Annotated in this window: 24 protein-coding genes; 14 read left to right on the top strand and 10 right to left on the bottom strand. The window is 43.3% G+C overall.

Features of this window, described 5'->3' with window-relative positions; translation table 11 throughout:
• The first annotated feature begins 23 nt into the window (after window positions 1-23).
• A complete protein-coding gene (locus tag ACQCT8_RS10150) occupies window positions 24-671 on the top strand; it encodes a pentapeptide repeat-containing protein (protein WP_426870724.1) in 648 nt (215 codons plus the stop codon).
• Between the two features lie 51 nt (window positions 672-722).
• On the opposite strand, the gene ACQCT8_RS10145 is transcribed toward ACQCT8_RS10150, so the two are convergent.
• Window positions 723-1,142 carry an RDD family protein gene (locus tag ACQCT8_RS10145; protein ID WP_426870723.1) on the bottom strand — a complete coding sequence of 140 codons (420 nt, stop codon included), beginning with the start codon at window positions 1,140-1,142 and terminating at the stop codon, window positions 723-725.
• A 223-nt stretch (window positions 1,143-1,365) separates the two neighbouring features.
• On the opposite strand from ACQCT8_RS10145, the gene ACQCT8_RS10140 reads away from it, so the two are divergent.
• The 3 genes from ACQCT8_RS10140 to ACQCT8_RS10130 all read left to right on the top strand — a co-directional run bounded on the left by ACQCT8_RS10140 (window position 1,366) and on the right by ACQCT8_RS10130 (window position 4,443).
• A complete protein-coding gene (locus ACQCT8_RS10140) occupies window positions 1,366-1,998 on the top strand; it encodes a YczE/YyaS/YitT family protein (protein ID WP_426870721.1) in 633 nt (210 codons plus the stop codon).
• A 295-nt stretch (window positions 1,999-2,293) separates the two neighbouring features.
• Window positions 2,294-2,629 (top strand): L,D-transpeptidase, encoded by a 336-nt coding sequence (locus ACQCT8_RS10135; protein WP_426870719.1) that lies wholly within the window; start codon window positions 2,294-2,296, stop codon window positions 2,627-2,629.
• 170 nt (window positions 2,630-2,799) lie between these two features.
• Window positions 2,800-4,443, top strand: a complete 1,644-nt coding sequence (locus ACQCT8_RS10130; protein ID WP_426870717.1) for a putative bifunctional diguanylate cyclase/phosphodiesterase — start codon at window positions 2,800-2,802, stop codon at window positions 4,441-4,443.
• Between the two features lie 84 nt (window positions 4,444-4,527).
• On the opposite strand, the gene ACQCT8_RS10125 is transcribed toward ACQCT8_RS10130, so the two are convergent.
• The 7 genes from ACQCT8_RS10125 to ACQCT8_RS10095 all read right to left on the bottom strand — a co-directional run bounded on the left by ACQCT8_RS10125 (window position 4,528) and on the right by ACQCT8_RS10095 (window position 11,847).
• The gene (locus ACQCT8_RS10125; RefSeq protein ID WP_426870715.1) at window positions 4,528-5,814 is read right to left on the bottom strand and encodes a M48 family metallopeptidase; all 1,287 of its coding nucleotides are present in this window, start codon (window positions 5,812-5,814) and stop codon (window positions 4,528-4,530) included.
• Window positions 5,815-5,940: 126 nt separating this feature from the next.
• On the bottom strand, window positions 5,941-6,405 hold the full coding sequence (locus ACQCT8_RS10120) for a DUF2512 family protein (RefSeq protein WP_426870713.1): 465 nt from the start codon (window positions 6,403-6,405) through the stop codon (window positions 5,941-5,943).
• A gap of 103 nt (window positions 6,406-6,508) precedes the next feature.
• Window positions 6,509-7,840 carry an ABC transporter permease gene (locus tag ACQCT8_RS10115; protein WP_426870711.1) on the bottom strand — a complete coding sequence of 444 codons (1,332 nt, stop codon included), beginning with the start codon at window positions 7,838-7,840 and terminating at the stop codon, window positions 6,509-6,511.
• Window positions 7,837-8,529: an ABC transporter ATP-binding protein gene (locus ACQCT8_RS10110; RefSeq protein ID WP_426870709.1), complete on the bottom strand. Its 693-nt coding sequence runs from the start codon at window positions 8,527-8,529 to the stop codon at window positions 7,837-7,839. The genes ACQCT8_RS10115 and ACQCT8_RS10110 overlap by 4 nt, the downstream gene beginning before the upstream one ends.
• A gap of 91 nt (window positions 8,530-8,620) precedes the next feature.
• Window positions 8,621-10,594, bottom strand: a complete 1,974-nt coding sequence (locus ACQCT8_RS10105; RefSeq protein WP_426870707.1) for a hypothetical protein — start codon at window positions 10,592-10,594, stop codon at window positions 8,621-8,623.
• Entirely contained in the window at window positions 10,566-11,468 is a 903-nt protein-coding gene (locus ACQCT8_RS10100) for an ABC transporter ATP-binding protein (RefSeq protein ID WP_426870705.1), read from the bottom strand. Before ACQCT8_RS10100 ends, ACQCT8_RS10105 begins: the two co-directional genes overlap by 29 nt.
• Window positions 11,461-11,847 (bottom strand): GntR family transcriptional regulator, encoded by a 387-nt coding sequence (locus ACQCT8_RS10095; RefSeq protein ID WP_041055344.1) that lies wholly within the window; start codon window positions 11,845-11,847, stop codon window positions 11,461-11,463. The genes ACQCT8_RS10100 and ACQCT8_RS10095 overlap by 8 nt, the downstream gene beginning before the upstream one ends.
• A gap of 249 nt (window positions 11,848-12,096) precedes the next feature.
• Here ACQCT8_RS10095 and ACQCT8_RS10090 point away from each other — a divergent pair, with 249 nt between their 5' ends.
• The 9 genes from ACQCT8_RS10090 to ACQCT8_RS10050 all read left to right on the top strand — a co-directional run bounded on the left by ACQCT8_RS10090 (window position 12,097) and on the right by ACQCT8_RS10050 (window position 20,358).
• Window positions 12,097-12,423 (top strand): antibiotic biosynthesis monooxygenase family protein, encoded by a 327-nt coding sequence (locus tag ACQCT8_RS10090; protein WP_426870702.1) that lies wholly within the window; start codon window positions 12,097-12,099, stop codon window positions 12,421-12,423.
• Between the two features lie 217 nt (window positions 12,424-12,640).
• The gene (locus ACQCT8_RS10085) at window positions 12,641-14,446 is read left to right on the top strand and encodes an IucA/IucC family protein (protein ID WP_426870700.1); all 1,806 of its coding nucleotides are present in this window, start codon (window positions 12,641-12,643) and stop codon (window positions 14,444-14,446) included.
• Window positions 14,385-16,070 (top strand): IucA/IucC family protein, encoded by a 1,686-nt coding sequence (locus tag ACQCT8_RS10080; RefSeq protein WP_426870699.1) that lies wholly within the window; start codon window positions 14,385-14,387, stop codon window positions 16,068-16,070. The genes ACQCT8_RS10085 and ACQCT8_RS10080 overlap by 62 nt, the downstream gene beginning before the upstream one ends.
• Window positions 16,054-17,280, top strand: a complete 1,227-nt coding sequence (locus ACQCT8_RS10075) for an AMP-binding protein (RefSeq protein WP_426870697.1) — start codon at window positions 16,054-16,056, stop codon at window positions 17,278-17,280. Before ACQCT8_RS10080 ends, ACQCT8_RS10075 begins: the two co-directional genes overlap by 17 nt.
• The gene (asbD, locus tag ACQCT8_RS10070; RefSeq protein ID WP_426870695.1) at window positions 17,277-17,543 is read left to right on the top strand and encodes a petrobactin biosynthesis protein AsbD; all 267 of its coding nucleotides are present in this window, start codon (window positions 17,277-17,279) and stop codon (window positions 17,541-17,543) included. Before ACQCT8_RS10075 ends, asbD begins: the two co-directional genes overlap by 4 nt.
• Window positions 17,540-18,529 carry a DUF6005 family protein gene (locus tag ACQCT8_RS10065; protein ID WP_426870693.1) on the top strand — a complete coding sequence of 330 codons (990 nt, stop codon included), beginning with the start codon at window positions 17,540-17,542 and terminating at the stop codon, window positions 18,527-18,529. The genes asbD and ACQCT8_RS10065 overlap by 4 nt, the downstream gene beginning before the upstream one ends.
• Window positions 18,526-19,362: a sugar phosphate isomerase/epimerase family protein gene (locus ACQCT8_RS10060; RefSeq protein WP_426870691.1), complete on the top strand. Its 837-nt coding sequence runs from the start codon at window positions 18,526-18,528 to the stop codon at window positions 19,360-19,362. Before ACQCT8_RS10065 ends, ACQCT8_RS10060 begins: the two co-directional genes overlap by 4 nt.
• Window positions 19,363-19,663: 301 nt before the next feature.
• Entirely contained in the window at window positions 19,664-19,873 is a 210-nt protein-coding gene (locus ACQCT8_RS10055; protein WP_426870689.1) for a helix-turn-helix transcriptional regulator, read from the top strand.
• Window positions 19,870-20,358 carry a hypothetical protein gene (locus ACQCT8_RS10050; RefSeq protein ID WP_426870687.1) on the top strand — a complete coding sequence of 163 codons (489 nt, stop codon included), beginning with the start codon at window positions 19,870-19,872 and terminating at the stop codon, window positions 20,356-20,358. Before ACQCT8_RS10055 ends, ACQCT8_RS10050 begins: the two co-directional genes overlap by 4 nt.
• A gap of 142 nt (window positions 20,359-20,500) precedes the next feature.
• Here ACQCT8_RS10050 and ACQCT8_RS10045 read toward each other — a convergent pair whose 3' ends face one another.
• Entirely contained in the window at window positions 20,501-21,346 is an 846-nt protein-coding gene (locus ACQCT8_RS10045; protein ID WP_426870685.1) for an SDR family oxidoreductase, read from the bottom strand.
• A 302-nt stretch (window positions 21,347-21,648) separates the two neighbouring features.
• Here ACQCT8_RS10045 and ACQCT8_RS10040 point away from each other — a divergent pair, with 302 nt between their 5' ends.
• Window positions 21,649-22,002 carry a hypothetical protein gene (locus ACQCT8_RS10040; RefSeq protein ID WP_426870683.1) on the top strand — a complete coding sequence of 118 codons (354 nt, stop codon included), beginning with the start codon at window positions 21,649-21,651 and terminating at the stop codon, window positions 22,000-22,002.
• A gap of 52 nt (window positions 22,003-22,054) precedes the next feature.
• Here ACQCT8_RS10040 and ACQCT8_RS10035 read toward each other — a convergent pair whose 3' ends face one another.
• On the bottom strand, window positions 22,055-23,296 hold the full coding sequence (locus ACQCT8_RS10035) for an ATP-binding protein (protein ID WP_426870681.1): 1,242 nt from the start codon (window positions 23,294-23,296) through the stop codon (window positions 22,055-22,057).
• Window positions 23,297-23,566 lie beyond the last annotated feature (270 nt).

Here is a 23,566-nt window from a genome sequence, read left to right as displayed (position 1 = left end):
CAAAGAGGCGGAAGGTGAAGGGTATGAAGAGAAAATCGAAGATAGAACAGCCGGTCATTTCCAGAAAAATGGAGCAAGGGCGCTTCATTGACATATTTTCTGAAGAGGACCTTTATTTGACGGACGTGGTAATTGAAAATGAAGTAATTGGTCCCGAGACGTTGACCGGTATGGAGCTGACGCGCGTCGTCTTTAAACATGTCGTTTTTGAAGAAGTGGTTTTTCACAAGGCTGACTGGACGGACGTAGCCTTTGAGCATTGCGATCTGTCTAATGTCATAATGTCAGATGCATCGATGCACCGCGTTTCTTTTCAGGAATGCAAGCTGATCGGAATTGAGATCTCCGAATCCAACTTGCTGCATATCTCGATTGACCAGTGCATGGGGGCTCTAAGCAATTTCATTGAATCCCGTTTAAAGTTCGTTTTGTTCCGGGAGAGCTCACTGAATAATACACGCTTTTATGGAAATGAATTCCTGCAGGTAGACATGGATAGCTGTAGTCTTCAGGAAGCGAGCTTTATTGAAATGCCAATGAAGGGGCTCGACATCAGCACATGCAGCTTCGAAAAAATCAATGTGTCACAGGAGCAGCTGGCAGGGTGCACTGTTGCACCTCATCAGGCTATTGAATTCTCGAAGCTTATGGGGCTGAATATAAAAGAATAATGGGTGAGCACTTAAACGCTGTCATTTTCCAGGACGAGCGTTTTTTGTTTTTTAGGAATGAACCACCCGTGTGCCTGCAATCAGATCGTGAATCGCCCGCTTGTCTTCTCTAAATATAATGAGGAAAACACTGACCACAATGGAAATGCCAAAAGTGAGGAAAGACAGCAGGAATAAACCTACAACCTCTCTTAAAAACATATTCAGGAACGTCAGCTTTTTATTGTCGTTCCGTTTAATTTTAATACCAGCCAACCGTTTTCCAATGACATACCCTGACCAAACAAGCGGTGTGATTGTAAGGTAAAGGTAATAAAGGATATTCTCGGTCCAGCTATTCATACTGGTAAACGTGTATTCTCCAGTAATTAAGTAAATCACAATGGAAATGGGAATAAATATAATGATGCCATCTAACATATTTGCAAAAAGCCGGGACCAGAAGCCGGCTGGATTTGTTTCCCGATTCATGATTTTTCTCTCCTTTCTTCAAAAAATTAGCAGAGTGACTGCGGCTCATAGAAATCCACGCCTTGAGTACAAGCGTACTATACAAAATAGGTAAATTAAAGGTTAGTATGAATATACTTACATTTTCTTTTTGCTGAATAAATTTTATAAAAAATAGTAGTGGTACGTACCTCTTTGGGCATGGTAAGATAAGCAGGGTAGATTAAGTAGAAGAGGTGTCACCATGAGAAGTGGGTTCATTATAGGAATGTTTTATTTACTTGGATTATTGCTGCTGTCGTTTGGAATCAGCACCATGATCGTTGCAGATCTCGGGGTTGGCCCGTGGGATGCTTTATATGTTGGATTATCAGAGACAATCGGCTTTACCGTTGGAACATGGGTATTTATTTTAGGGATTATTTTAATCCTGCTTAACGGATATCTGATGAAAAGGGTGCCGGACTTTCTGGCCATTATTACGATCTTTCTGATCGGAGTTTTCATGGATTTTTGGCTGCTTGTAGCATTTGCAGGAATCGATGCACTGGCAATGCCGGTCCGTGCCATCATGCTGATAGCAGGGGTTGCGATCATCGGCCTTGGTATTGCATGTTATTTGCAGGCGGATTTTGCAAGAAACCCCATTGACTCTTTGATGATGGCCATTCAGCATAGAACGGGGAAAAGTCTGGCAGTGTCGAAAACCATGATGGAGGTTAGTGTGCTCATCCTGGCATTTTTGTTTGGCGGCCCTATTGGACTGGGTACCCTTCTGGTCGCTTTTTCAATGGGAGTTCTTATTCAGCTCTTTATTAAACCTGTTACGGGAATCCGCAAGCGTCTGACAAACGAACAGGAAGTCGTACTAAATTAACATGAAAAGCGTTGAACAGAACTGAACAGGTTTAATTAACTTAGGCAGTATATATTGTTTGGATGAGGTGAGCGGAGCGGAAGGTGGCGACTCCCGCAGGATATAATGGCAGGCTGAGAATTCGCAGGGCAAAGCCTAAGAAGGTCAGCACCGTCCCTGCGGAGAGCGTCCGCCTAAAAGAGCAGCTAACCGTTCAAAGAGCTTGTGACAGAATTTTGTCTCAGGCTCTTTTTTGTGATTGATTTATACTTCCTTCATACAGTGATAAGAGCACATATGTGAAGGAGGAAGAGGCATGACTCTTTGGATTGACGTATCCGTAACAAAGCGGGAGCTGACCCTTTATGATGCCAGTGAAGTAATCAAGCGGTATCCCATTGCCGTTGGAAAAATGCTCACACCTACACCCCCCGGCAACTATATGATCGTCAATAAAGAAGAAAATCCGGGGGGTCCATACGGTGATATGTGGATGGGGTTATCCAAGCCTCACTACGGCATCCATGGAACAGACAACCCGGCTTCCATTGGAACTGAAGCCTCCTTAGGCTGCATCCGCATGTACAACGAAGACGCAGTTGAACTCGCCTACTCCGTACCGCTTGGAACGAATGTGTATATTCATAAATAGTTTTTTTGGGATGGCAGTAAGGTAAAGCATTAAAGGGGCCAGGCCCCTTTAATGCTTTACCTCACTATAATACCCATTTAACCAAAATCCTGTTTATAGTCCGAATTACTATTAATAATTCCATTTTTTAACCGATAGGAGGGATGTAGGTAACGGTTGGAGGTGGCTGTATGAAGCTGCAGAGAAAGACCTGGTGGATTGCTGGCCTAAGTATAGCTGGTTTTCTTGTTTCGCTGTTTTTGTTTATTCATCCGAGGCTATTGTATCTGCTGCTCGGTCTGCTTGTCTTAGCACTGGTTCTTTCCTATCTTTTCAATAAGCGGGTCGTCTCAAGGGTAGAGAATCTCTCCACACAGCTGAAGAGTATTTTGACATCAAAGGAGCTATCATCCCGGCTATCCTGGTCTGGTCAGTACCAGGACGACATTCATCAGCTTGGGAGCTCGATAAACAAAATGCTTGATTCGATAGAGGAAGCTCAAAAGGAAGTAAACAAATTGGCGCGCTATGACCCCCTCACTGGATTGCTGAATCGGTGCGGATTGCAGGAAGAATTTCATAATCATCATTTGAATCAGCGAAGAAATGTTTCGTTTTTGTTTTTGGATCTGGATGGATTTAAGCGAATTAACGATTCACTCGGACACCAAACCGGTGATGAGCTGCTGAAACAAATGACGAATCGAATGCTCGGCATGCTGCAGCATGATCAGGAGCTTCTTGGACGAATGGGCGGAGATGAGTTCGTCATGATCGTTCCTGATATGAGCAAGAAAGACTTGCTCCATCGCACGCAGGAAATGATGAGATCGCTTAAAAGTGAATATTCATTTGAGCAGGTAAAAACCTATATCACAACCAGTGTGGGGATCAGCCGTTTTCCGGAGGATGGTGATTCTTTTGATGACGTTTTTCAATATGCTGATATCGCCATGTATGAGGCGAAGCGAAAAGGGAAAAACCAGATTGTCTTTTACGAAGAGTTAGCACAGGATTTAGACTATAAACATGTCCTTGATTTAGAGAATGATCTTAAGTTTTCACTTGATCAAGGGGAGTTATATCTGGATTACCAGCCGATCTATTCTTCAGGGGACAACCTTTTAGTGGCAGTGGAAGCACTGCTTCGATGGAATCATCCGAACAAAGGATTAATTCCGCCAAACCGGTTTATTCCCATTGCTGAAAATGGCGGGTTCATCTGTGATATCGGGGAATGGGTTCTCGAACAAAGCATCAGACAGGCAGCAGGATGGAGAGAGGCCGGTCTTGGAGAGATCGGCATCGCCATAAATGTATCAAAGCAGCAAATGAAGCAAAAGGATCGCTTTATTATGAAAATGGATAAGTGGCTGAAGCAGTACAAGGTCGCGCCGTCTGAGCTCCAGATCGAAATTACGGAAAGCGACATCTTTTATTATGACAATGAGATAAGGGAGTTTGCACAGATTCTTAGGAATAAAGGAGTTCGCGTTGCACTCGATGATTTTGGAGTAGGGACGTCCTCACTTTTTAATTTAAAGCAGCTTCCGGTAAATGTGGTGAAAATTGACCGGTCCTTTATCCGCTGTGTTCCTCAAGAATCGTTTGATACCAGCCTGCTTGCAGGAATCTACCGCGTGCTGGATGATCTTGGATTTGAAGTGGTGACTGAAGGAGTTGAGTCAGCAGAGCAGGTAGATTTTGTCGCAAACAGCAGCTCTTCAATGTTTCAGGGATATTACTTTAGTAGACCCGTATCGCCCGATCAGATTGCGCTTCTGGTACAGCAGCAGCTTACATGGCAGGAGGCAGCTGCAGGTAAGCGAGAGTAAAAAAGGACAAAATAAAAAAATCCGTGCGGACTCGAATTCTATATTGATTTCGATGATCCGCCCGGATTTTCTTTTGCCCTGATCTTAATTGCTGTTTGCTATACCAAGTGCTTCTTCAAATTCCTCTTCAGTCGACACATTCAACCAGGAGTAAGCACTATCCCCTTCAGTATCCTCTGCAGTGGGATCCGCTCCGTATCCGTAAAGCAAAGCTGCAAGATCATTGTTCTCATTGGCAACTGCAATGATGATCGGGTAACTGTAATCATCTGCTGCGTTAGGATCAGCGCCTTCTTTAAGCAATAACTGGGCCGCATCATTTTGACCTGCATACACTGCATTCATCAAAGCCGTTGAACCCCCGGGATCTGTCGCTTCAAGATCTTCTCCTGCTGCAATAAGATCCTCCATGGTACGAATGTCTCCGTAGGAAGCAGCCTCAATAAGACCTCCGGATTCCTCCCACCCCGTTTCTTCCCAGTCACTTTCAGGAAGCAAGGAAGCAAAAACAGTAGTACCCACAGTGATGGCAGGAAGAACGGAAATATATGCACCAAACAATCCTCCGAAAAGAAGACCGGCTCCAACCGCAATTTTTCCATAGTTTGGGCGGTAAAGAGGAGTAGATACGTCGTTCATAAATCTGCCCACGGATTGAATGCGCTTTGGCAGAATAGGGTGGGTGGATAAGATTTCGCTCATCCAGACGGCTCCGTTGGATTCGGAGCGAATTTGTTCAAGATAGGCTTCTTCATTCACTTCCCGCGCCATCAGTTTTCCTGCGCCTAAAATGGTCAGCGCACGCTTTGCTGCTGCGCCGTCGTCTGTCATATAGGCAGCTTCCCGGTCGCAGGTATACTCACACGAACGGCTGTAGGCCTGAGACAAAAACGGAAGAAGCTGAGCAGGCATCAGTAAAATGTTTTTCCACACATGCCGTCTCTTAATATGTGAAAGTTCGTGGGCGATGATAAAGTCTAATTCTGCTGCACCCTGCTGTCGTGCAAGCTCAAAAACCTCAGAATAAAGCACCACCATATTACGGCCGAAAAAGCGGGTGGCAAAAGCGTTTAAAGCGCCTTCTGATTGAATGACAAATACATCAGGCGTTTTCTTTAACCCCATTTTGGAGGATAACTCCTCTACGCGCGCGTATACATCTCCGAACTGGTGATGGCTGATGCGGATTCCATTTCCGCGGATGGACCCGAGCATCATGGCGTTCATGAATAGAACCACAGCTAAAACCGCAAGAGCAATTCCAATCCCTACAATCGAAATAATGGCAATAAGATAGATTATTGCGCTGTAAACAGCACCAATCACAAAATAAATTGTTTCTCTTTCTGACTTTACTGGCCCCGCGGTCATATTCCAGATACCTCTTTTCATGGTTTAATTTTACAATCCTATTTTACTTTAAGGCAGAAGGGGTGCGTGGTCAATAGAGTATCAGACAAAAAAATCCTCCACCATGAGGGTGAAGGATTGAGATCATTAGGTGTTGCGTTCTTTTGTTCTGGAAGCTTTAGAGTCAAGCGTAGTAGTTTTCTCCGGACTTGGTGTTTTTTCAGCTTTTTCTTTACTAGCAGGTGTACCGGAATGAGTGGAGAAATTGGGATTATTGTAAACATTTTTAAGCATCCACATATGAAATAAAAATTCACCAGCGGCGACCACCGCTGCTGCAACTAAAGCGGGAATGAACATCTCATTGTAACTAAATATTTCAAGACCGCCCCAAATGACAAGAAGAGCGACGCCAAAATCAGCAAGGGTGCTGACCACATTTCCCACTTTCGGCAACAGGATAAGATCTCCAGCGGCATATGCGGCAAGTAAAAGAACGAGTCCAATGAGGGTGCTGTCTAAAAAGGATACGTCATTAAACAGAGTAAGTACAATCCATAATACCGGAAATACGAGTGCTGCTTTAATCACTAATGCTTTTCCATGCTGCATGTTTGTTTCCTCCCTGGAAATTTTATTTACTCATCTTTTTCCAAATTTGGGAGGTGTGAAACCTTCAAAGAAGTTAAACAAATGTTTGATTGAAAGAAAATTTCTAAATTTCTCTCCTCATTGCCTTCAGCACATCGATCTCTGTAGCGCGTTTTGCCGGACGCAGACCTGAGAGGATTGTAACAACCAGGCATATCACGACCGCTATCACAATTAACAGCGAAGGAATGGATGAAAACTGAAGACCTTCAGGCATTTCTTCGTTAAAAGCTGTTTCCAGGAGCAGAGGAAGCCCAAGATTCACCAGAATACTAATTACATAGGCAGCAGCAATGCCAATCGCAGCACCAATCAGACCAATGTAGCTGCTTTCGAGAAGAAAAATCCGTTTTATCACTTTAGGACTCGCTCCGATGGCTTTCATTATCCCTATGTCCGGTGCCCGTTCCGTAACCGCCATCGTCATCGTATTATAAATGCCAATAGAGGCAATTAAAATGGCGATGGTGCCAATAAAGATCAATCCTGCTTTTGCAATGGTGAACAAGGTGTTCATTTGTTCCATTTCATTTACAATTGAGTAGGACATATAATTTTGACTTTCAAGTTGTTCGCTTACGTTTTTCACACTTTCAAGATCGCTTGCAATAACCGTAACCTGGTCATAAGGGATTTCTTCAGCTGTGACATCTTCATAGGTGGAAGGATCCTCTAATGCTGCTCCCGGAGTACCGGTGAAGGCCTCGAGTTCATTGAGCATATTATCCGTTATATAAACACGCTGGTCCCACTCCCATTCGCGTCCGGGTGCCTTCATAACCCCCACAATCTTGACATCAAATTCTTCAGCGGTTTCTTCGTCACCGTCTGTTTTGGCAATCTCCATCGCAATAGTTTGCCCGATTACATTTTCATCAAACTGCAGCTCTTTTTTAATGAGTCCGTCTTCGTTATAAAGTTCATCGGGATTTCCTTCTGAAGGCGTTAGCAATGGGATAAAATGATGTCCAATTACTACTTCGTCAGGAGCTTCTGGCAATCTGCCTTCTGCAAGTTCAACGCCTGAGGCAATCTCAGATGGAAAATGTGCAGCAACAGTCGGAGCGTTGGCTTCAAATCCATCAATAGAATAAACCGCATCCTGCTGGACAAATTTCTGACGCGTAACTGCACGTACGCCTTCCAATTCTTCAAACTTAGCAATATCCTGGTCTGTGATTCCCTGGCCTTCTTCACTTCCTACTACCTCAATCTCGTTAATCGTCCTTTTTTCAAGCGTGTCGCTTACGATAGAGTCGTGCAGACCGAAGGCAACCGAGGCAAGGACAATTAAAAAGGCACAGCCCATCGCGGTGGCCAGGACGGTCATAAACACTCGAATTTTATTTTTTTTCATATTTTGAAGAATGAATCGAAACTGGTCTTTGATCTTCATGAAAACACCCCGCTTTCCACCATTTTTCCGTCTGCCAGTGTAATGGTCCGATCGCCAATTCTGGCTACTTCGTCGTCATGCGTGATGATCAGAAAGGTGATGCCCATCTCCTTGTTCAACTTCTGAATGAAATGAAGCAGATCTTCCTCTGTCTCACTGTCAAGACTTCCTGTCGGCTCATCCGCTAAAATAAGAGGGGGCTCTAAAACAAGTGCCCGGGCAATGGAAACGCGCTGCTGCTGACCGCCTGATAATTCGCTCGGGTAGTGTCCTGAAAAATCCTCAAGGCCGACTTTTTTCAGCATATCAAGCGTCATCTTTTTTCGCGCCTGTTCACTAATGCCCTTTAAAATAAGAGGAAGTTCAATGTTTTGATACGCTGTCATACTGGGGATCAGCTGAAAGTTTTGAAAGATAAAGCCCATATGCTGCAATCGAAAAGCAGCAAACTCGCTTTCATCATATTCACTCACTTTTTGATCCTGGATGATAATTTCACCCTGAGTTGGACGGATAAAGCCGCTGATTAAATTTAAAAGTGTTGATTTACCTGATCCGCTTCGGCCAACAATGGTTACTATTTCACCTGCACGTACATGAAAGGAGATATTCTCTAACACGGACAGTGACGTTTGATCTCCTTTTTTTCCTAAAGTAAAGTGGTGGGAAAGCTGGTTAATATCAATCATTTTTACCCTCCTCAAGGTAGAACTCTATTTTTGGGGCCGATTTTGGCAAAAGTAAAGAAGGGACCCATGCTCGAGTTCCCTTCTTTACTTTTTATGGCAAAGGAAGAGCGTCCTTTATAAAGTCCGGCGCATTTTCTTCAGTAAAGCTTAGCGTGGTATAGCTGCCGCTCTGCGGAACAATTACGGTGTAATCTGTTCCGGCTCCTTCTGTTACAGCAGTATAAATCGCCTGAATTTCCTCGTTATCCGTTGCGACATATTTTGGATCGGGCAGCTGGTTGATGTCGCCATTGTTATACATAATGTCATCGACAATCATCCTCAAGTCTTCGTTCATATCTGGCAAAACAATCACACTGTCGAGCTGTTCCGGTGAAAGCATTTCATCTGAGTAACCATTTTCCTTGAGCCACTCAATCGTATTCGTATAATCCATGTAGAGAGAAACACTTGTGTGAGATTGGTATTGTTCGTCCAGCCCTTCAAAGAAGATACTTCCAAAATAGTTTTCGTTACCTGATGAAAATTGCCAACGGCTTGGCGTTTCCCGCACGTCTTTCTCAATAGCATCCATTAGTTCCTGGATTTGAGTCATATTTGTAATTCGTGTTTCTTCGGCTGAATCGTGAAGACTTAGACTTAAATAAGAAATTTCATTATTCTCTTGCATTCTGAAAATTGGTTCATTCATCAGCTTGTATTCCTCGCTTCGGCGCAACTCTGCGGTAAGGTCAGCGACAAGTTCATATGGAACACGGTATTCTCTAGATAATGTCCCGCCGTCTTTCAGCTTATAATCGATGGAAATGTAATCGATATTATAGGTATTTGAAACAGCCACTTCCGCAAGGGTTTCATGAAGCGCAATGACCTGTTCAATACTTTCCGGACTCTCCATATATCTGACTTCAGAATCCTGATACATATTGTTGATGCTGACACTCTGCACTTCGCTAGCTTCAGGTACAGCATTTTCATAAAACCCTGCAGCAAAGTTCACCGGGATGATGAGCAGGGCGACAAACACCCCATAAATCACAAACCCTTTCCAAGGCCATACCAGACGCAGTGTTTTCTGCAGGATCATTTGAAGAATGGTATACCCGATAAAAGCACCAAGAATATAGCCGACTACGGCCCAGGCAAAGTTGCCCTGCTGAATTTCACTAAAGAAAAAGCCTGCCACGAGCATCGTGAAAAAGGTAAGGACATAGAGAAATAAGTAACGGAAGAAAGGAAAGACAATGGTCTGATCCGTTGCTTCTGACGGCCTTTTTGTGTACGCAATATAAGAGGCGGCTGTCAATACAGCAGCAATCAGTGTGTAGGTGGCATATTCCGTCAAGCTGAAAGGATCGTCAATCAGCATTGCAAGCCGAACAAAAAATATTCCATTTGTCATAATAGTGTCAGCATAATTGGTCAGCGCAAGACCCTTAACGTAGTATTGAAGATTATAAAGAACAAGTACAATCAGACCGGCCGGCACAAAAATCATTAAATACGCAAGCCCGGCATGAAGCAGACCGTTGCCAACAAACATTCCAATTGTGATGGCAAAGATAAATAATAAAAGCACGATAAGAAAGGACAATCCCATCCAACTGAGAATATCAACGAAATTGTAAAATGAATCATTCAAAAACGGCAGGAGGATGGCAAGCAGAGCTCCCGTTATAAGCAGTGGTACGAGCAGGGCGGCCGTTCCCGCCAAATAGGTATTCGTTAAAATTGTCTGCCGGGTAAAGGGGAGCCCGTGCATAAAATCGGTTGCTGATTTTTTGGTTGTGAAATTAACAAGTATGATTCCCAGTAAAATAGGGAAGATGGCATACAAAATCAATTGAAAGGCAAACGAAAACTCAAAGACAGGATTAATCTGGTCATTGTAATAGTAATAAGAGCGTGAAAACTGTCCACTTGCAACTCTCGTTAAATGATCGATCAGTATACTGAGCGGAAGCATGATAATAAGGGCAAGTGTGAAAAATACGGCAATCCAGGTGATGGATCGTGCCTGCTGCTGAAACAATCCTTTATTCCACAATAAGATTCCGGATTTCATAGCCGACACCTCCTAATTCATAAATGAATATTTCTTCTAATGTCAGCGGCAATAGATCAAAAATGGCCGGCTGATACGTTTCTACATATGCAGAGATCTCATCGACATTTCCTTTTACAATGCAGAGGACTACGCTGCCCCGCTTTTCATAATGAAGTACATCCATTCCATCCAAAAAGGTTTTGTCCGGGACCTTTTTAAAGGCGATCTGCAGTTTGTGAATATCTGTTTTCAGTTCATCCATATCCCGTTCAAATAAAAGGGTGCCTTTGTGCATGATGCCGACATAATCACAAAAGTCCTCCATTTCCCGAAGATTATGGGACGAGACAAGAAGGGTCAGTGACCGATCAGCGACATCCTGCAAGATCAGGTTCTTCATTTGCTGCCGCACAACAGGATCCAGGCCATCAAACGGTTCATCAAGAATTAAAACGTCAGGCATGGCCGAAAGCGTCAGAATAAACGAAGCCTGGCGCTGCATTCCTTTTGACATGCGGGAAAGCTTTTTATCCGGATCCATTCGTAAATGGGAGGTCAGCTGCTTAAAACGTTTTGCATTCCAATTGACATAAACCTGTTCGTAAAAAGAAGCCATTTGATTTAAAGACGTCTGGTGAAGAAAATAGGGCTGATCAGAAATAAAGAGAACCCGCTGTTTGCTTTCAGGGATTTCATATACAGGCTGGTCAGCGACAGTGATGCTTCCATGATCCTGTTTATAAATTCCTGCAATCATTTTCAGCAGGGTGGTTTTACCTGCCCCATTGGATCCAAGCAGGCCGTAGATTGAGCCTTTCCGAACGTGAAGGGAGAGATCGTGAACGGCTTGCAGATCTTCAAATTTTTTATTCACAGCAACCGCTTTAATCATTTTTATCCTCCCTTTCTGCCACTTTGACTTTTTCAATCAGTTGAATCAGCTCATCCTTTGATCCGCCAAGGAACAAAATTTCACTCACAATTTTCTCTAAATCCTGCTTCAGCATCTCCAATCGCTCCTTATTAGCATCAATCTGAAATGGTGCTACGAAACTTCCTTTGCCTGGTATGGAATAAATAAATCCTTCCCGTTCAAGCTCACGGTACGCTTTTTGAATAGTATTGGGATTAATGGTCAGCTCCTGCGCGAGGCTTCGAACAGAAGGCAGCTGTTCATCCACCTGCATTACATCACGCATCATCAGCTTCTTCAGCTGATCCATCAGCTGTTCGTATATAGGGACCCGGCTACGCGTATCTAACGTAAACATCCGCACCCTCCTCATTTGAAATGTACTATCTGTATTAGTTATTGTAATACGGTTAGTACGGTTGGTCAATAGACAGAAATGAAAAAGTTTTACAATTCTTTCGACAAATAAAGGGAGTAGATGGCAAACTTTTGAACTGATGGTACCACCTACTATATTCCTGTTCGTCCATTTCATTTTAGATTTTAATTGAAAATGAATCTCATTATCATTTATAATGAACTCAACCAAATAAAGGGAGGCCTTTTGATGTTTATACAAATGAAAACGATACAGGTTGCAGAAGGATATGCAGATCAAATGACAGAGCGTTTTGCGGGTGAGGGGGTCATCGAACAGCAGCCCGGCTTTATAGATTTAAGTGTGTTAAAGAAAAAGCAGCGGCGCGGCGAAGAAGAAGTGCGCGTCATGATCCGCTGGGAAACAGAACAGGACTGGAAGGCGTGGGAAACAAGTGAGATTCACTTAGCTGGACATCGTGAACGAAGAGGAAAACCGGGTCCTTCCTTTATTCTTGGAAGCAGCCAGGATTACTATGATGTGCTTGGACAAAAACAGGCGTTTCAGGAGAAATGACTATCTGTCCTCAATTCATAAGGTACATAATTAAGTAATTTTATGCACAAAAAGGTGTGATCAGCATTATCAACCTGTAATAAGTCCTCTGGCTGAACGTGAAGGCGGGCTTAAATAAACAGAGGGAGAACAAGACGGGGGATCCCGTTTTTTCTTCATTCTTTATTGAGAATGATTTTCAATTAGTAGTCTTTTTGGCCCTTGAAAGGATGAGATGATGGATAGAAAGTACAGGGAAATTGCAGAAAAAGCATCGTTTAAGGCATTTATGAACAGCTACATTCAGGAAGTGAAGGGTGAGAAATTTTGGCGCAAAGAAGACTGGGAAGCCTGTCATGGAGCTGCCGTTGCATTTCAATCAGAAGAACTGCTGGAGGTCAGGCTGCCTAAGCACGGGTCCTGTTTAATTGTGGAAATTCTGTACCATTCCAAAGTGGGTACGCATGAGTTTGGCGGGATAAAGCTTTATCACAATAAGGGCTGCAAGGAAGCTGAAGCACTCGAGGTCATGATGCTTCTTTGTCAGGAAATGCATGTGCTGTCGGGGCATTGCTCTCATTATGATGAGCTCCTATACCGGCTGCTCGACAGCTGTCAGACGATGGCGAAGATGGTTGAACACCATTTGAATCGGGGGCCGCGGCCTCATCCTGTCCAGACTTCGTTTATTCAGGCAGAACAGTCACTGACCTTTGGGCACTGGATGCACCCCACCCCTAAAAGCAGACAGGGAATGACGGTGTGGCAGCAGGAAAAATACTCACCCGAATTATCAGGTGTTTTTCACCTCGATTACTTTGCCGTCAATCGGGAGCTGATCAGGGAAGGCTCGGCTGAGGAAAAACGGGCATCGCAGCATTTAATCCAACTGGCTGACGGGATCGAATTGAAAGAGGACGAGTTGCTGCTGCCAATGCATCCTCTCCAAACCCAATGGCTTCTTCAGCAGGAATGGGTAGCTGAGGCGATGAACGAAGGGCTGATCCGATTGGCGGGGAAAAGCCGTGAAACTTATTCGGCCACCTCTTCTCTGCGAACGGTTTTTCAGGAAGATAGCGAGTGGATGCTGAAATTCTCCATCCCAGTAAAAGTGACAAATTCACTGCGGGTGAACAAGTTTTCAGAGCTAGAAGCAGGAGTGGGCATGGCTTCTATTTTTAAAAAGAAACGAATGGCTCACCGCTTTGAAAATTTCTCTATTATTCACGACCCTGCTTATTTAACTGTTCAGCACAAAGAGAAAAAAGAGTCGGGATTTGAAGTGATTCTCCGGCACAATCCGTTTAGCGGGCATCGTGGTGTTATGCCGGTCGCAGCACTTGTGCAAGAAGCGCTTCCGGGTGAGCGTTCAGCGATTTTCCAGCTCGTTCAAGTGTGTAAAAAGAATGATCAGTCCATTGAAGAAGCTTCCTTCGAGTGGTTTAAAAGCTATTGGAATACGATGATGGTTCCACTTATTACGCTTTATGAAGAGGAAGGGATCGCACTCGAAGCTCACCAGCAAAACTGCATCGTGAATGTTTCATCCGGTTTTCCTGAGCACGGATATTATCGTGATAATCAGGGCTATTACCTGGCTTCTTCCTACAAGGAGCATTTGCTCGAATTGGAGCCTGGCATTGAAGCTAGAGAAGAATTGTTTTACAGCGATTCCGTTATCAAGGACCGCTTTACCTATTATGTATTACTGAATCATTTATCTTCTGTGATCCATAGAATGGGCGCAGATAGGCTAATCCAGGAAGAACAACTCATCCGCTTTGTGAAACGGGAACTGTCTGAGCTTGAGCAGCGGTTCACCGGGGCAGGAAAGCGCTGGATTCAACATGTTCTAACAGCGCCGGCTCTGGCCTGCAAAGCGAATTTACTGACGCGTCTTCAGGATGTGGATGAGCTTGAAGCAGCGGATGAAAAAGCCGTTTACACTTCGATCAGCAATCCTTTCAGAGAGGAGGCAGCTTATGAAAAGGTGCAAAACGGATCTTCGGATCTGCAGACAGCTCATCGAAGCGCTGTTGTTTGAGAATCTTCTTTCCTGTACAGAAAAAGAAGTTGGCGGAATCATCCATTTTCACATACCGCTTCAGAGCGCTGTTCTTCTATGTTCCGGGAAAAGGGGAGCATTCGGACGCATTCGGATAAAAGGGGAAAGCATCCGGCTTGAAAAAGGAACTAACAGCGAAGCCATTTCGCTTGATAAACTGTTAAATTCAGCTGATTTTCCATCCGCTTTTTCACTCGAGCTGAAACAAACAAAAAAGCTGACCCAATGGAATGAGCAGCATCTTACGCAGACAGAAAATAGAAGCAGCCTCTCGTATGAAGAGCTGGAGTCAGCCATTTGGGAAGGACATCCCTATCATCCTTGCTTTAAATCAAGAACAGGTTTTTCACTGGAAGACCACGAGCAGTACGGTCCTGAAGCCGGAAACCCGTTTGCATTAGTCTGGCTGGCTTGTCCTGAAAAAGAAGTGCGCAGATCCTTTCCTAACGAGGAGCTGTTTTGGAATAGTGAAATAGGACAGGTATACGACGAGCTTATGGAGCGTTTGGATAAAAAGGGAGGCCAAAGAAATCAGTACTCGCTTATACCGGTTCATCCCTGGCAATGGAAAGCAGTGCGCGACAGGGTAAAAGGGGCGATTTTTCTGGGAGAGGGGGCTGAACTTTACAGGGCCACACAGTCCATTCGCACGCTCTGGAATACGGAACGAAGTGAGAAAGCGCATATTAAGCTTTCCATGAACCTGGCCCATACGTCATCCATCCGTACAATAGCACCATCAGCAGCTGCTGCGGCACCGGCTATTTCAGAATGGCTGAGTACCATTGCAAAAGCCGATCCGCTTCTTTCCTCAACGAAAGTGTTAAAGGAATATGCAAGTGTGAGCTGGGAGCCTGTTGAATGTGACGTTCAGCCTGGTGAAGTTGGCGTAATCTTTAGGGAAAGTCCTCGTTCTGTTCTGGCAGCGGGAGAAGAAGCCGTGCCGCTTAACGCCTGCAGTTTAACAGAAGAAAACGGAAAGCTGTTTATTGAAAGCTGGCTGCAGCAATATGGCGTGGAAAAATGGCTGAAACAATTGATTCAGATTGTCATCATTCCCATCTGGCACTTTTTGATTCGGCACGGTATTGCCCTTGAGGCGCACGCACAAAACGTTGTGCTGATTGTAAAAAATGGCTGGCCTGTTGGAATGGCGGTTCGTGACTTTCATGACAGCATTGAGTATGTGGAATCCTTTTTAGCCGAGCCCGAAAAGGCACCCCGTTTTTGGGCTATTCATCCTGATTTTAAAAAAGGAAAGTCTGACGAGTTTTATTGGATGTCTTCAGTTGAAGGACTGCGGGAATTAGTGATGGATACTTTATTTGTTTTTCATTTTACAGAGCTGTCAAGCGCGCTGAACCAAAGAGGAATTCTGGATGAATCCTCATTTTGGTCATGGGTGGAGAACGCACTTGCAGAATTTGAACGGGAGCACCCTGAACTCGAAAGTAGAATAAAAGAAATTGGCTATCGAAAAAAATGGATACAGGCGGAGGCTTTGCTTTCACAAAAAATAGCACCGTCCAAGCCCATTCATCATACAGTAGTAAATGTATTTGCAGAGAAAGATAGGAGTGATCGAGATGTTTTACATAGATAAGGAGTTTATTTCAGCAGAAAAGGCGGAAGCGGCAGACCGCTGGTTTTCAGCGCTCCCATGGCTGAAGGATGCCCATTCATTGCGTGTCGCTGTGTGTACCGAAAAAGTGGAGGATTGGCTTTTGTACTGCCTGTTTATGAAAAAGAGAGGCGGATCTGTTGTGCCCCTTCACTCTTCCATGACAGAAGAAGGAGCGAGAGCCGCGGCCAAAAAAACAAATAGTCATATTCTCATCTATAAATCTTTTATTGCTCCCATCATTTCAGAACGACTGGACCGGGAGAAAGTTGGCGTGCTCGTTCAAATGAGCTCCGGTACGACCGGGGAACCAAAGGTTATCGAACGAACCTGGCATTCGATTGAGGAGGAGCTGGAACAGTATGCGGCCATTTTTCCGCTGGCTAGTTCAACACCTTCCATCGTTGCCTGTCCGACGACCCATTCATATGGCTTAATCTGCGGCTTTTTTGCCACTCTAAAGCGACAGGCGATACCTGTTGTGATCACAAATCATCACCCAAAAGCGATCCTGTCTGCAGTGAAAAAATGGGATAAGGCGCTCATATACGCTGCACCAGCGCTTATTTACCCACTGGCGCAGCTATCAAAAGAAAAGCTGTTCGCCGTGATGATTTCGGGAAATCTGATGCCTGCAAAATGGTTTAACCACGTGAAGAAAGCCGTGACACATCTTTTGCAGCAATATGGCTGCTCTGAAGCGGGCTGTGTGGCGCTGCATCCATCTCCTGAAAGACCGGACGCTATGGGATTTGCCTTGCCGCATGTGCGAATGGAAGCAGGTACGGAAAATGAACCGGGTGAGATTATCCTTCATAAAAAAGACCAAACCATTTACACAAAGGATCTTGGTACACTTACGCAGACAGGGGAATTAAGGTATGCCGCGCGGATGGATGACATGATTAATGTGTCAGGAATGAAGGTTTTTCCTAAGGAAGTTGAAGACATTCTGCTCGAGAATTCGTTAGTTCAGGAAGCAATTGTTTATAAAAAAGAAGATAGATGGACAGGAGAAAAGGTATGTGTTCAACTTGTCGGGTCAAAAGAGCAGGAGGAAGAACTGAAGCGCTATTGCAAAACCAGGCTCATCCCTTACCAAATTCCTGTAGAGTGGCATTTTGTTTCAGCTATCGCTGTCATGCCTAACGGAAAAATCAGCCGAAAAAGATTAGGGGAGATGACAGGATGACACGAAACGAACTGAAAGAAAAGCTGTTTCATTTGCTGAAAAATGACCTTGAAGCGCCTGGCCTGCACCGGTTTAGTGAAGAAGCAAGATTAAATGAGGACTTGTGTCTTGACTCTGTCATGCTGCTGCAGCTGATTGTGCAAATCGAGCTTGAATTAGGTGTCGAGATCCCTGATGAGCTTTTGATTCCAAAGGACTTTCAAACCGTAGGCACACTGCTTGATTTTATTGAAAATCTACAGGCGGAGGTGGAAGAATCATGATAAAGGTGCATTGCTTTGTCAGCTGTGTCTGCGAGGTCATAAAAAAGCATCACGAAGCCGACCACCGTCCGTATTATTTCGGTGTGTGGGATGCCGATTTTGATCTTTCAGAGGATTTTGTTTTATCCTATCACTCAGAAAAAATGGACCATACGTTTTTTAAAGACTGGTACAGCCTGCTGTATGGAATCTCCCTTACAAAATGGTTCAGGGAAGAAAAGTCAAAAGAGCTAAATATACAAACGCTCATTCAGCTTATAGAAGAAAAAAAACCGGATCGTCATGTCATGGTCATGCTGGATTTGTCCATGCTTCCTGAACGGGAAAATAAATTTCACCAAAGCCCGTTTCCTCATTACGTCATGGTTGAAGCAACAGAGCAGGCGGATGCATGGAAGATGCTTGATCCGGATTTTCGATGGGAGGGCATATTGCCTAAGGAGAGAATTTTGGACGCGATTCGTGAACCTTCTGTAGCTGGCGGGTATTATTTTGATGCCGCGTCAATAAAAGTCCCATCAAAAGAAACGGTTGAAGCTTACTTCCAAACATGCATGAAGAAAACGGAAAATCCTCTGACAGATGCGATAGAAGAAATTACAGCAGCGCATTCAACGGGAACAAAGAAAAATGAGCGGAAACATCTGGCCGATGCTGTTAAACAGATTCCCGTGCTGGCCATTCGAAAATACGCCTATGAGCACGCCTACGCGTATTTCTGGCAGCAGCTTGGGCGGCCTGAAGAAACATTTGAAGTCTGGTGCGACGAGATTGAAAAGCTGGTAAACGGCTTCACAGCACTGCATTACCGACTATTAAAATATGCGGTTACAGGTGAAGCAAAGCATCTTGAACAAATCCATGAGCAGCTTATCAAACAGCAGAAGCTGGAATTTTATATAAAAGAAGGACTGACCGACAGCTTTTTAGAATGGCGTCGCAAAATGGACGGCAGTTCTTTCTCGTTGGGAGGGATGACCGGATGAAGCTGTCTCTTTGCACCATTACCTACCGGCATCATCTGATATCCATGAACGACCTGGCGCTGTTTGCCAGTGCAAATGGCTTCTCGTCTATTGAACTATGGGGAATTCATGCTGAGCATCTTTCCTCTCAACCCAATTTAAATGCAAAATGGCTGAAGAAGCATGGATTGACGGTATCAATGATTAGTGATTATCTTCCGCTGCATGCTCCTATTGACGAGCTTCAACAAAAAGTAATGCGTGTCCAGGCACTGGCAGAACGCTGGCAAACCAGCCATATTCGCACCTTTGCCGGTCAAAAGGGAAGCGTTCAAACAACTCCCGCTGAACGGTCCCTCATGGTAAAAAAAATCCGTCAGATCTGTCAATGGCTGGTGGGGGATCAAAAGCTGTTAATTGAAACACATCCAAATACACTTGCTGATACTTTAGAATCCACAATTTCACTGATGAAGGAAGTAGACCATCCAGCTTTAGCTATTAATTTTGATGTCCTTCACATATGGGAAGCAAAAAGTGACCCGGTTGAGGCCTTTTTAACATTGGAGCCTGCCATCAAGCATCTCCATCTGAAAAATATTGCTTCACGAGACCAGCTGAATGTATTTGAACCAGCCAATGTGTACGCGGCGGCCGGCGATCGGGTCGGAATGGTCAGCTTATTCGAAGGGGCGGTAGATTACACGGATTTTTTCAAAAAGCTCGCTCCGAAAGTTGAAACGATCCCGGGCAGCCTGGAGTGGTTTGGTCCAAACCCGGATCCTGTACTGAAAAAAGACTGCAAAGCCATTCAGCATTTCTTAAATCATCAAAAAGAAGTTATGCACATGTGAATAACTTTTCCGAACGATAAGATATTTATGACTATGAAAACGTGTATATGTGCATAAGTGATGTGAATAACTTTGATGTATTTAATAACTTTATTCGTCTGACATGCTTAACTTAGTTGAAGTGTGGATAAGTTTTGCCGGAATTTTAAATTTATTAACAATTTCACAAAAAAGCTGCGGAGCCAATTTCGCAGCTTTTTTAGTTTAAAGTAAAATAAACCATGCAAAAAGAATAGTTAACTTTACAAAAAGTAAAGTTTAGTATACATTATACTCATACGAAAATCAGGAGGCGTGATACATGGCGATTCGGAATCGGGTTAAAGAGCTGCGTGCCAGGCATGGGCTTACTCAAGGTGAGCTAGCCGATCGAGTTGGGGTAACAAGGCAGACCATTGTTTCTCTTGAAAAAGGGAGTTATACACCCTCTTTACTGCTGGCAATGAATTTATCGGATGTGTTGGAAGAAAAAATAGAAACGATTTTCTATCGGGAAGGGGACAAGTCATGAAAAGAGTGGTCATTGAAACGATTATGAGTGTGATCTTTTATACACTCCTGGCCTGGATGCTGAGTTCTGCCGTTCAATTGTTCAGAAAGTTTGCGGAGTTTGAAGAAACGAACTGGTCACAAGGAGGGGAGATTTCCTTTACGTTTAATGCCGTACCGCTGATCATCTTCACCTTATTTTCAGTGTTTTATGCCATTTATTCTTTTAAAACAAGAAGTACAAATAAGCGCACGGTTGAGTGGATGTTTACTTCTATGACCGAGTATAGCGAAGGAGACGAGCGGGAAAGCATTATTACCAGCAAAGCGACACGAGCCGGGTATTATACTTATGGGGTGACCATTCCTATAGTAATGACCATTCTCGTTTTTTCACCTTTTATCAGCGATGAATTTCCCATTTACTTGTTTTACATGCTTGCGGCCATCTTGAATATCTCAACCATTGTATATGGAATCGTCTGGGTTAAAGAATATAGGAAATAATAATTTGAGCCTGTGACAAAAGTGCCTCAAGCTCTTTGACCGGTTCACTGCGATTTTAGGGGGGAGGCTTTCCGCTCTCCTCATTTCCTTCTTCTTTCACCTTTTTGAGTTTATTCCCAACTGAAAACTTCTTTCGAGCAACTTAAAGCCAATACTGTTTAAAGTCCGCAATGTACTGATCAATAGAAGAAGGCTTTTTTCCTGTAACTTTTTCAAAATCATCAGAGATCCCTTTTGCCAGTCCCAGCTTTGTAGGGAAGTGAATGCCGGTCACAATATTAATAAAAGAGGGATCAGCGCCTTGTGAAAGCATCCACTGTTTAAATTCTTTTACAGAAGGATCGGTATACACAATTGGCAGTTGCAATATAGTCGTCATTCTTTCTGCTGCTTCATAAAAGCTTAACGCTTCGTTTCCTGTTATAACGTACGACTTATTGTGGTGATGGGATGGATTCGTCAGGGCTAAGACAGCGATATCGGCCAGATCACGTGCGTCAACAAAACTTGTTTTCCCTTTTCCTGCGGGTACAAAAATTCGCTGTCTTTCTTTCAGTTCCTGCAGCAAAAAATCATTTAAGTTTTGCATGAAGTAGCCGGCTCGAATAAACGTGTAAGGGATGCCGGTTTTCTTAATGAGCTTTTCATTTTTGAAATGGTGAATGAAAGGCATGAACTGAACATCTTTTATAGAAAGATAAACGATCTGTTTGATCGATAGCTCCTTCGCTTTTTCCACGAAACGTTCAAATTCAATGCCTTCCCCAGGGGGATAGATGAGAAAGATTCTGTCTACACCATTGAATGCCTGAACGAAGGTTTCAGGCAGGGTAAAATCAAGCAGGGTAAAGGAAAATTCACTTCCGAATTCAGCTTGTGCTTTTTCCGTATCCCTTACGGCGCATTTAAAGTCAAGACCGGCTGATTTGGCCTTTTTTGCAACTTCAAACCCGGTTTTGCCATTAAATCCTGTAATTAGCGTGGTCATCGTATCATCCTTTCTACTTGTGTTATAGATGATGAAAAAGTACAGGATAAACAAAATCCCTGCTTTACTATTTACTGAAGATTCAGTATAATAAAGTGTAACAAGAAAACAGTTGAGTTTCTTTGTCGTATCTGCTGCTTAGCCAAAAGAAACAATTAAATAGATGCTTGGTATCATGCTGTAGGCATTTGAACTGTCAGCAAAGCCGAAAAGAATCGAGATCTCGATTCTTTTCGGCTTTTTTAATTTGCCAGCTGTTGTCAGCGCTCTCGGGAAAAAACTATGTAAATTGGGGGAAAGCAATGACAAAAACCAGAGAAATACCTACAAAAATTCGATACGTCTTTACCCGTGTAAAAGATTCATTCGTTGAAAATGGTACGATCTATATTTCGTTTTCCGCAAGATTAACAAGAGAATATCCACAGTCAATATATTCTCATAATGACCGGATTTGGTTTGATATTCAAGAGTTGAAAGAAAGTCATGCCACAAAAAAAATGTCTAGTCTGAAAGAGGGAGTATCCACTTATTTTTTATCTGAGGAAGTGTTTGATGAACTGGTAAAGCTTTCTTCCCACTGTCCGAAAGAACTTTATCATATCACCCCTATTTTTGAAGATACTTATTTTAAAAAGCTGGCAAAATACGGGTGAATGTATTCATACATAGAAAAAAATCAGCCCATTTAAGGAGCTGATTTTCAGGTTATTTGACAGGAATGGTGAGTTGAAACGTAGTGCCGACGCCTTTTTCACTGTCAATTTCAATTCTTCCTCCAATTTTATCTACCACACTGTATACCATAACCATCCCAAGGCCTGTCCCTTCTTTTTTGGTTGAATAATACGGCTTTCCGATCAGGGAAACTTCTTCTTCTGTCATTCCTTCCCCTGTATCTTTTATACAGATGATGATATAACGCTTTTTGGAGAAAACATCAATGGAGAGAGTTCCTCCATTTTCTTTCATAGCTTCAATCGCATTTTTGTATAGGTTAATTAGACATTGCTGGATCTGATTTTGATCAAATGTCCGGCTGAGGTAATTTGTAAAGCTGAATTCCAGTTCCACCAAGTGCTGATGAGCGTATGGAACCATAATATTGTTGACGTATTCAATTTCACTTTTTAAATTTGTGGTGATCATATTTTTCGCTTGCGGCTTAGCGAAAGAAAGGAAGTCGCTGATTATTTTCTCCGCCCTTTTTAATTCAGTTAAAGAATAATCGATATACACCTTATCATCTGCTTTAACGGTGGTGGATTCCTTTAACAGCTGAAGAAAACCGCTTGTTACAGTTAGCGGGTTACGGATTTCATGCGAAACGCTGGCAGAAAGCTCGTTAATCACATTCAGGCGTTCTGATTGCATATATTGTTCTCTTTTTTGATTGTTCGTGATGATTTTTTCAATTAACACCAGTACGATAACAACGCCTGCCACATGAACCGGCACAATATTTGCTGCAATCATCCAGTACTCTTCATTCAGCACGGGGAAAAATGCTGTGAGAGTGAAAAGATAAAAGCTGACGACTAAAAAGGACGTAATCCCTCCCCAAATGACTCGTTCTTTAGGAGTTAATTGTATAAACTTTCTGCACCAGTAAGGCACAACGAGTAAAACAACAGTTGAGAAAAGAAAAGACTGAATCAGGCCTTCTCCGCCCAGAATAAAGCGATATACATTTAAAAGGATATAAAGAGGAATCGCCACTTTGTAGCCTGAAAACAGGGCTGCAATGATAAATGGAATGTACCGCAGATCAAAATTAAATCCGAGCTTCATTTCAATAGGAAACGTCATGGTCAAAATTAAAGGAAAGGCAGCGAGTAAAAGAAATACACGATGGCTCCGGTAATGGCTCAGACGATCCTCAAAGAAAATAAGATAGATTAAAACCGGCAGTAAGATAAATAAAAAGTTATTAAGCAGGGTTTCAGTCATCGTTTTCTTCCTTTCATGAATTGGTGAACATCGGGTATGGAAGAAAAAACGTTATGCATTCAATGTGCATCTAAAAAGGAGAGTCTATTCATTTCTGAAAAATAAATTCCCTTAATCATTATAGTATAAGCATATAACAGGGGAGGTCTAATGCGCGATAGTTTTCATCTGAATTAAATACATTTAAAGAAGGTTGACCGTTAATCTTACAAAAAATTCATGAAGATGGATTTTTATGGTCAATTTTAAGGCGGTGCTGATCTGAATTAG

This window comes from Jeotgalibacillus proteolyticus, from assembly GCF_050107735.1.
Classification (GTDB): domain Bacteria; phylum Bacillota; class Bacilli; order Bacillales; family Jeotgalibacillaceae; genus Jeotgalibacillus; species Jeotgalibacillus proteolyticus_A.
The sequence above is the reverse complement of the archived record's forward strand: the minus strand, read 5'-3'. Positions and strand labels throughout refer to the sequence as shown.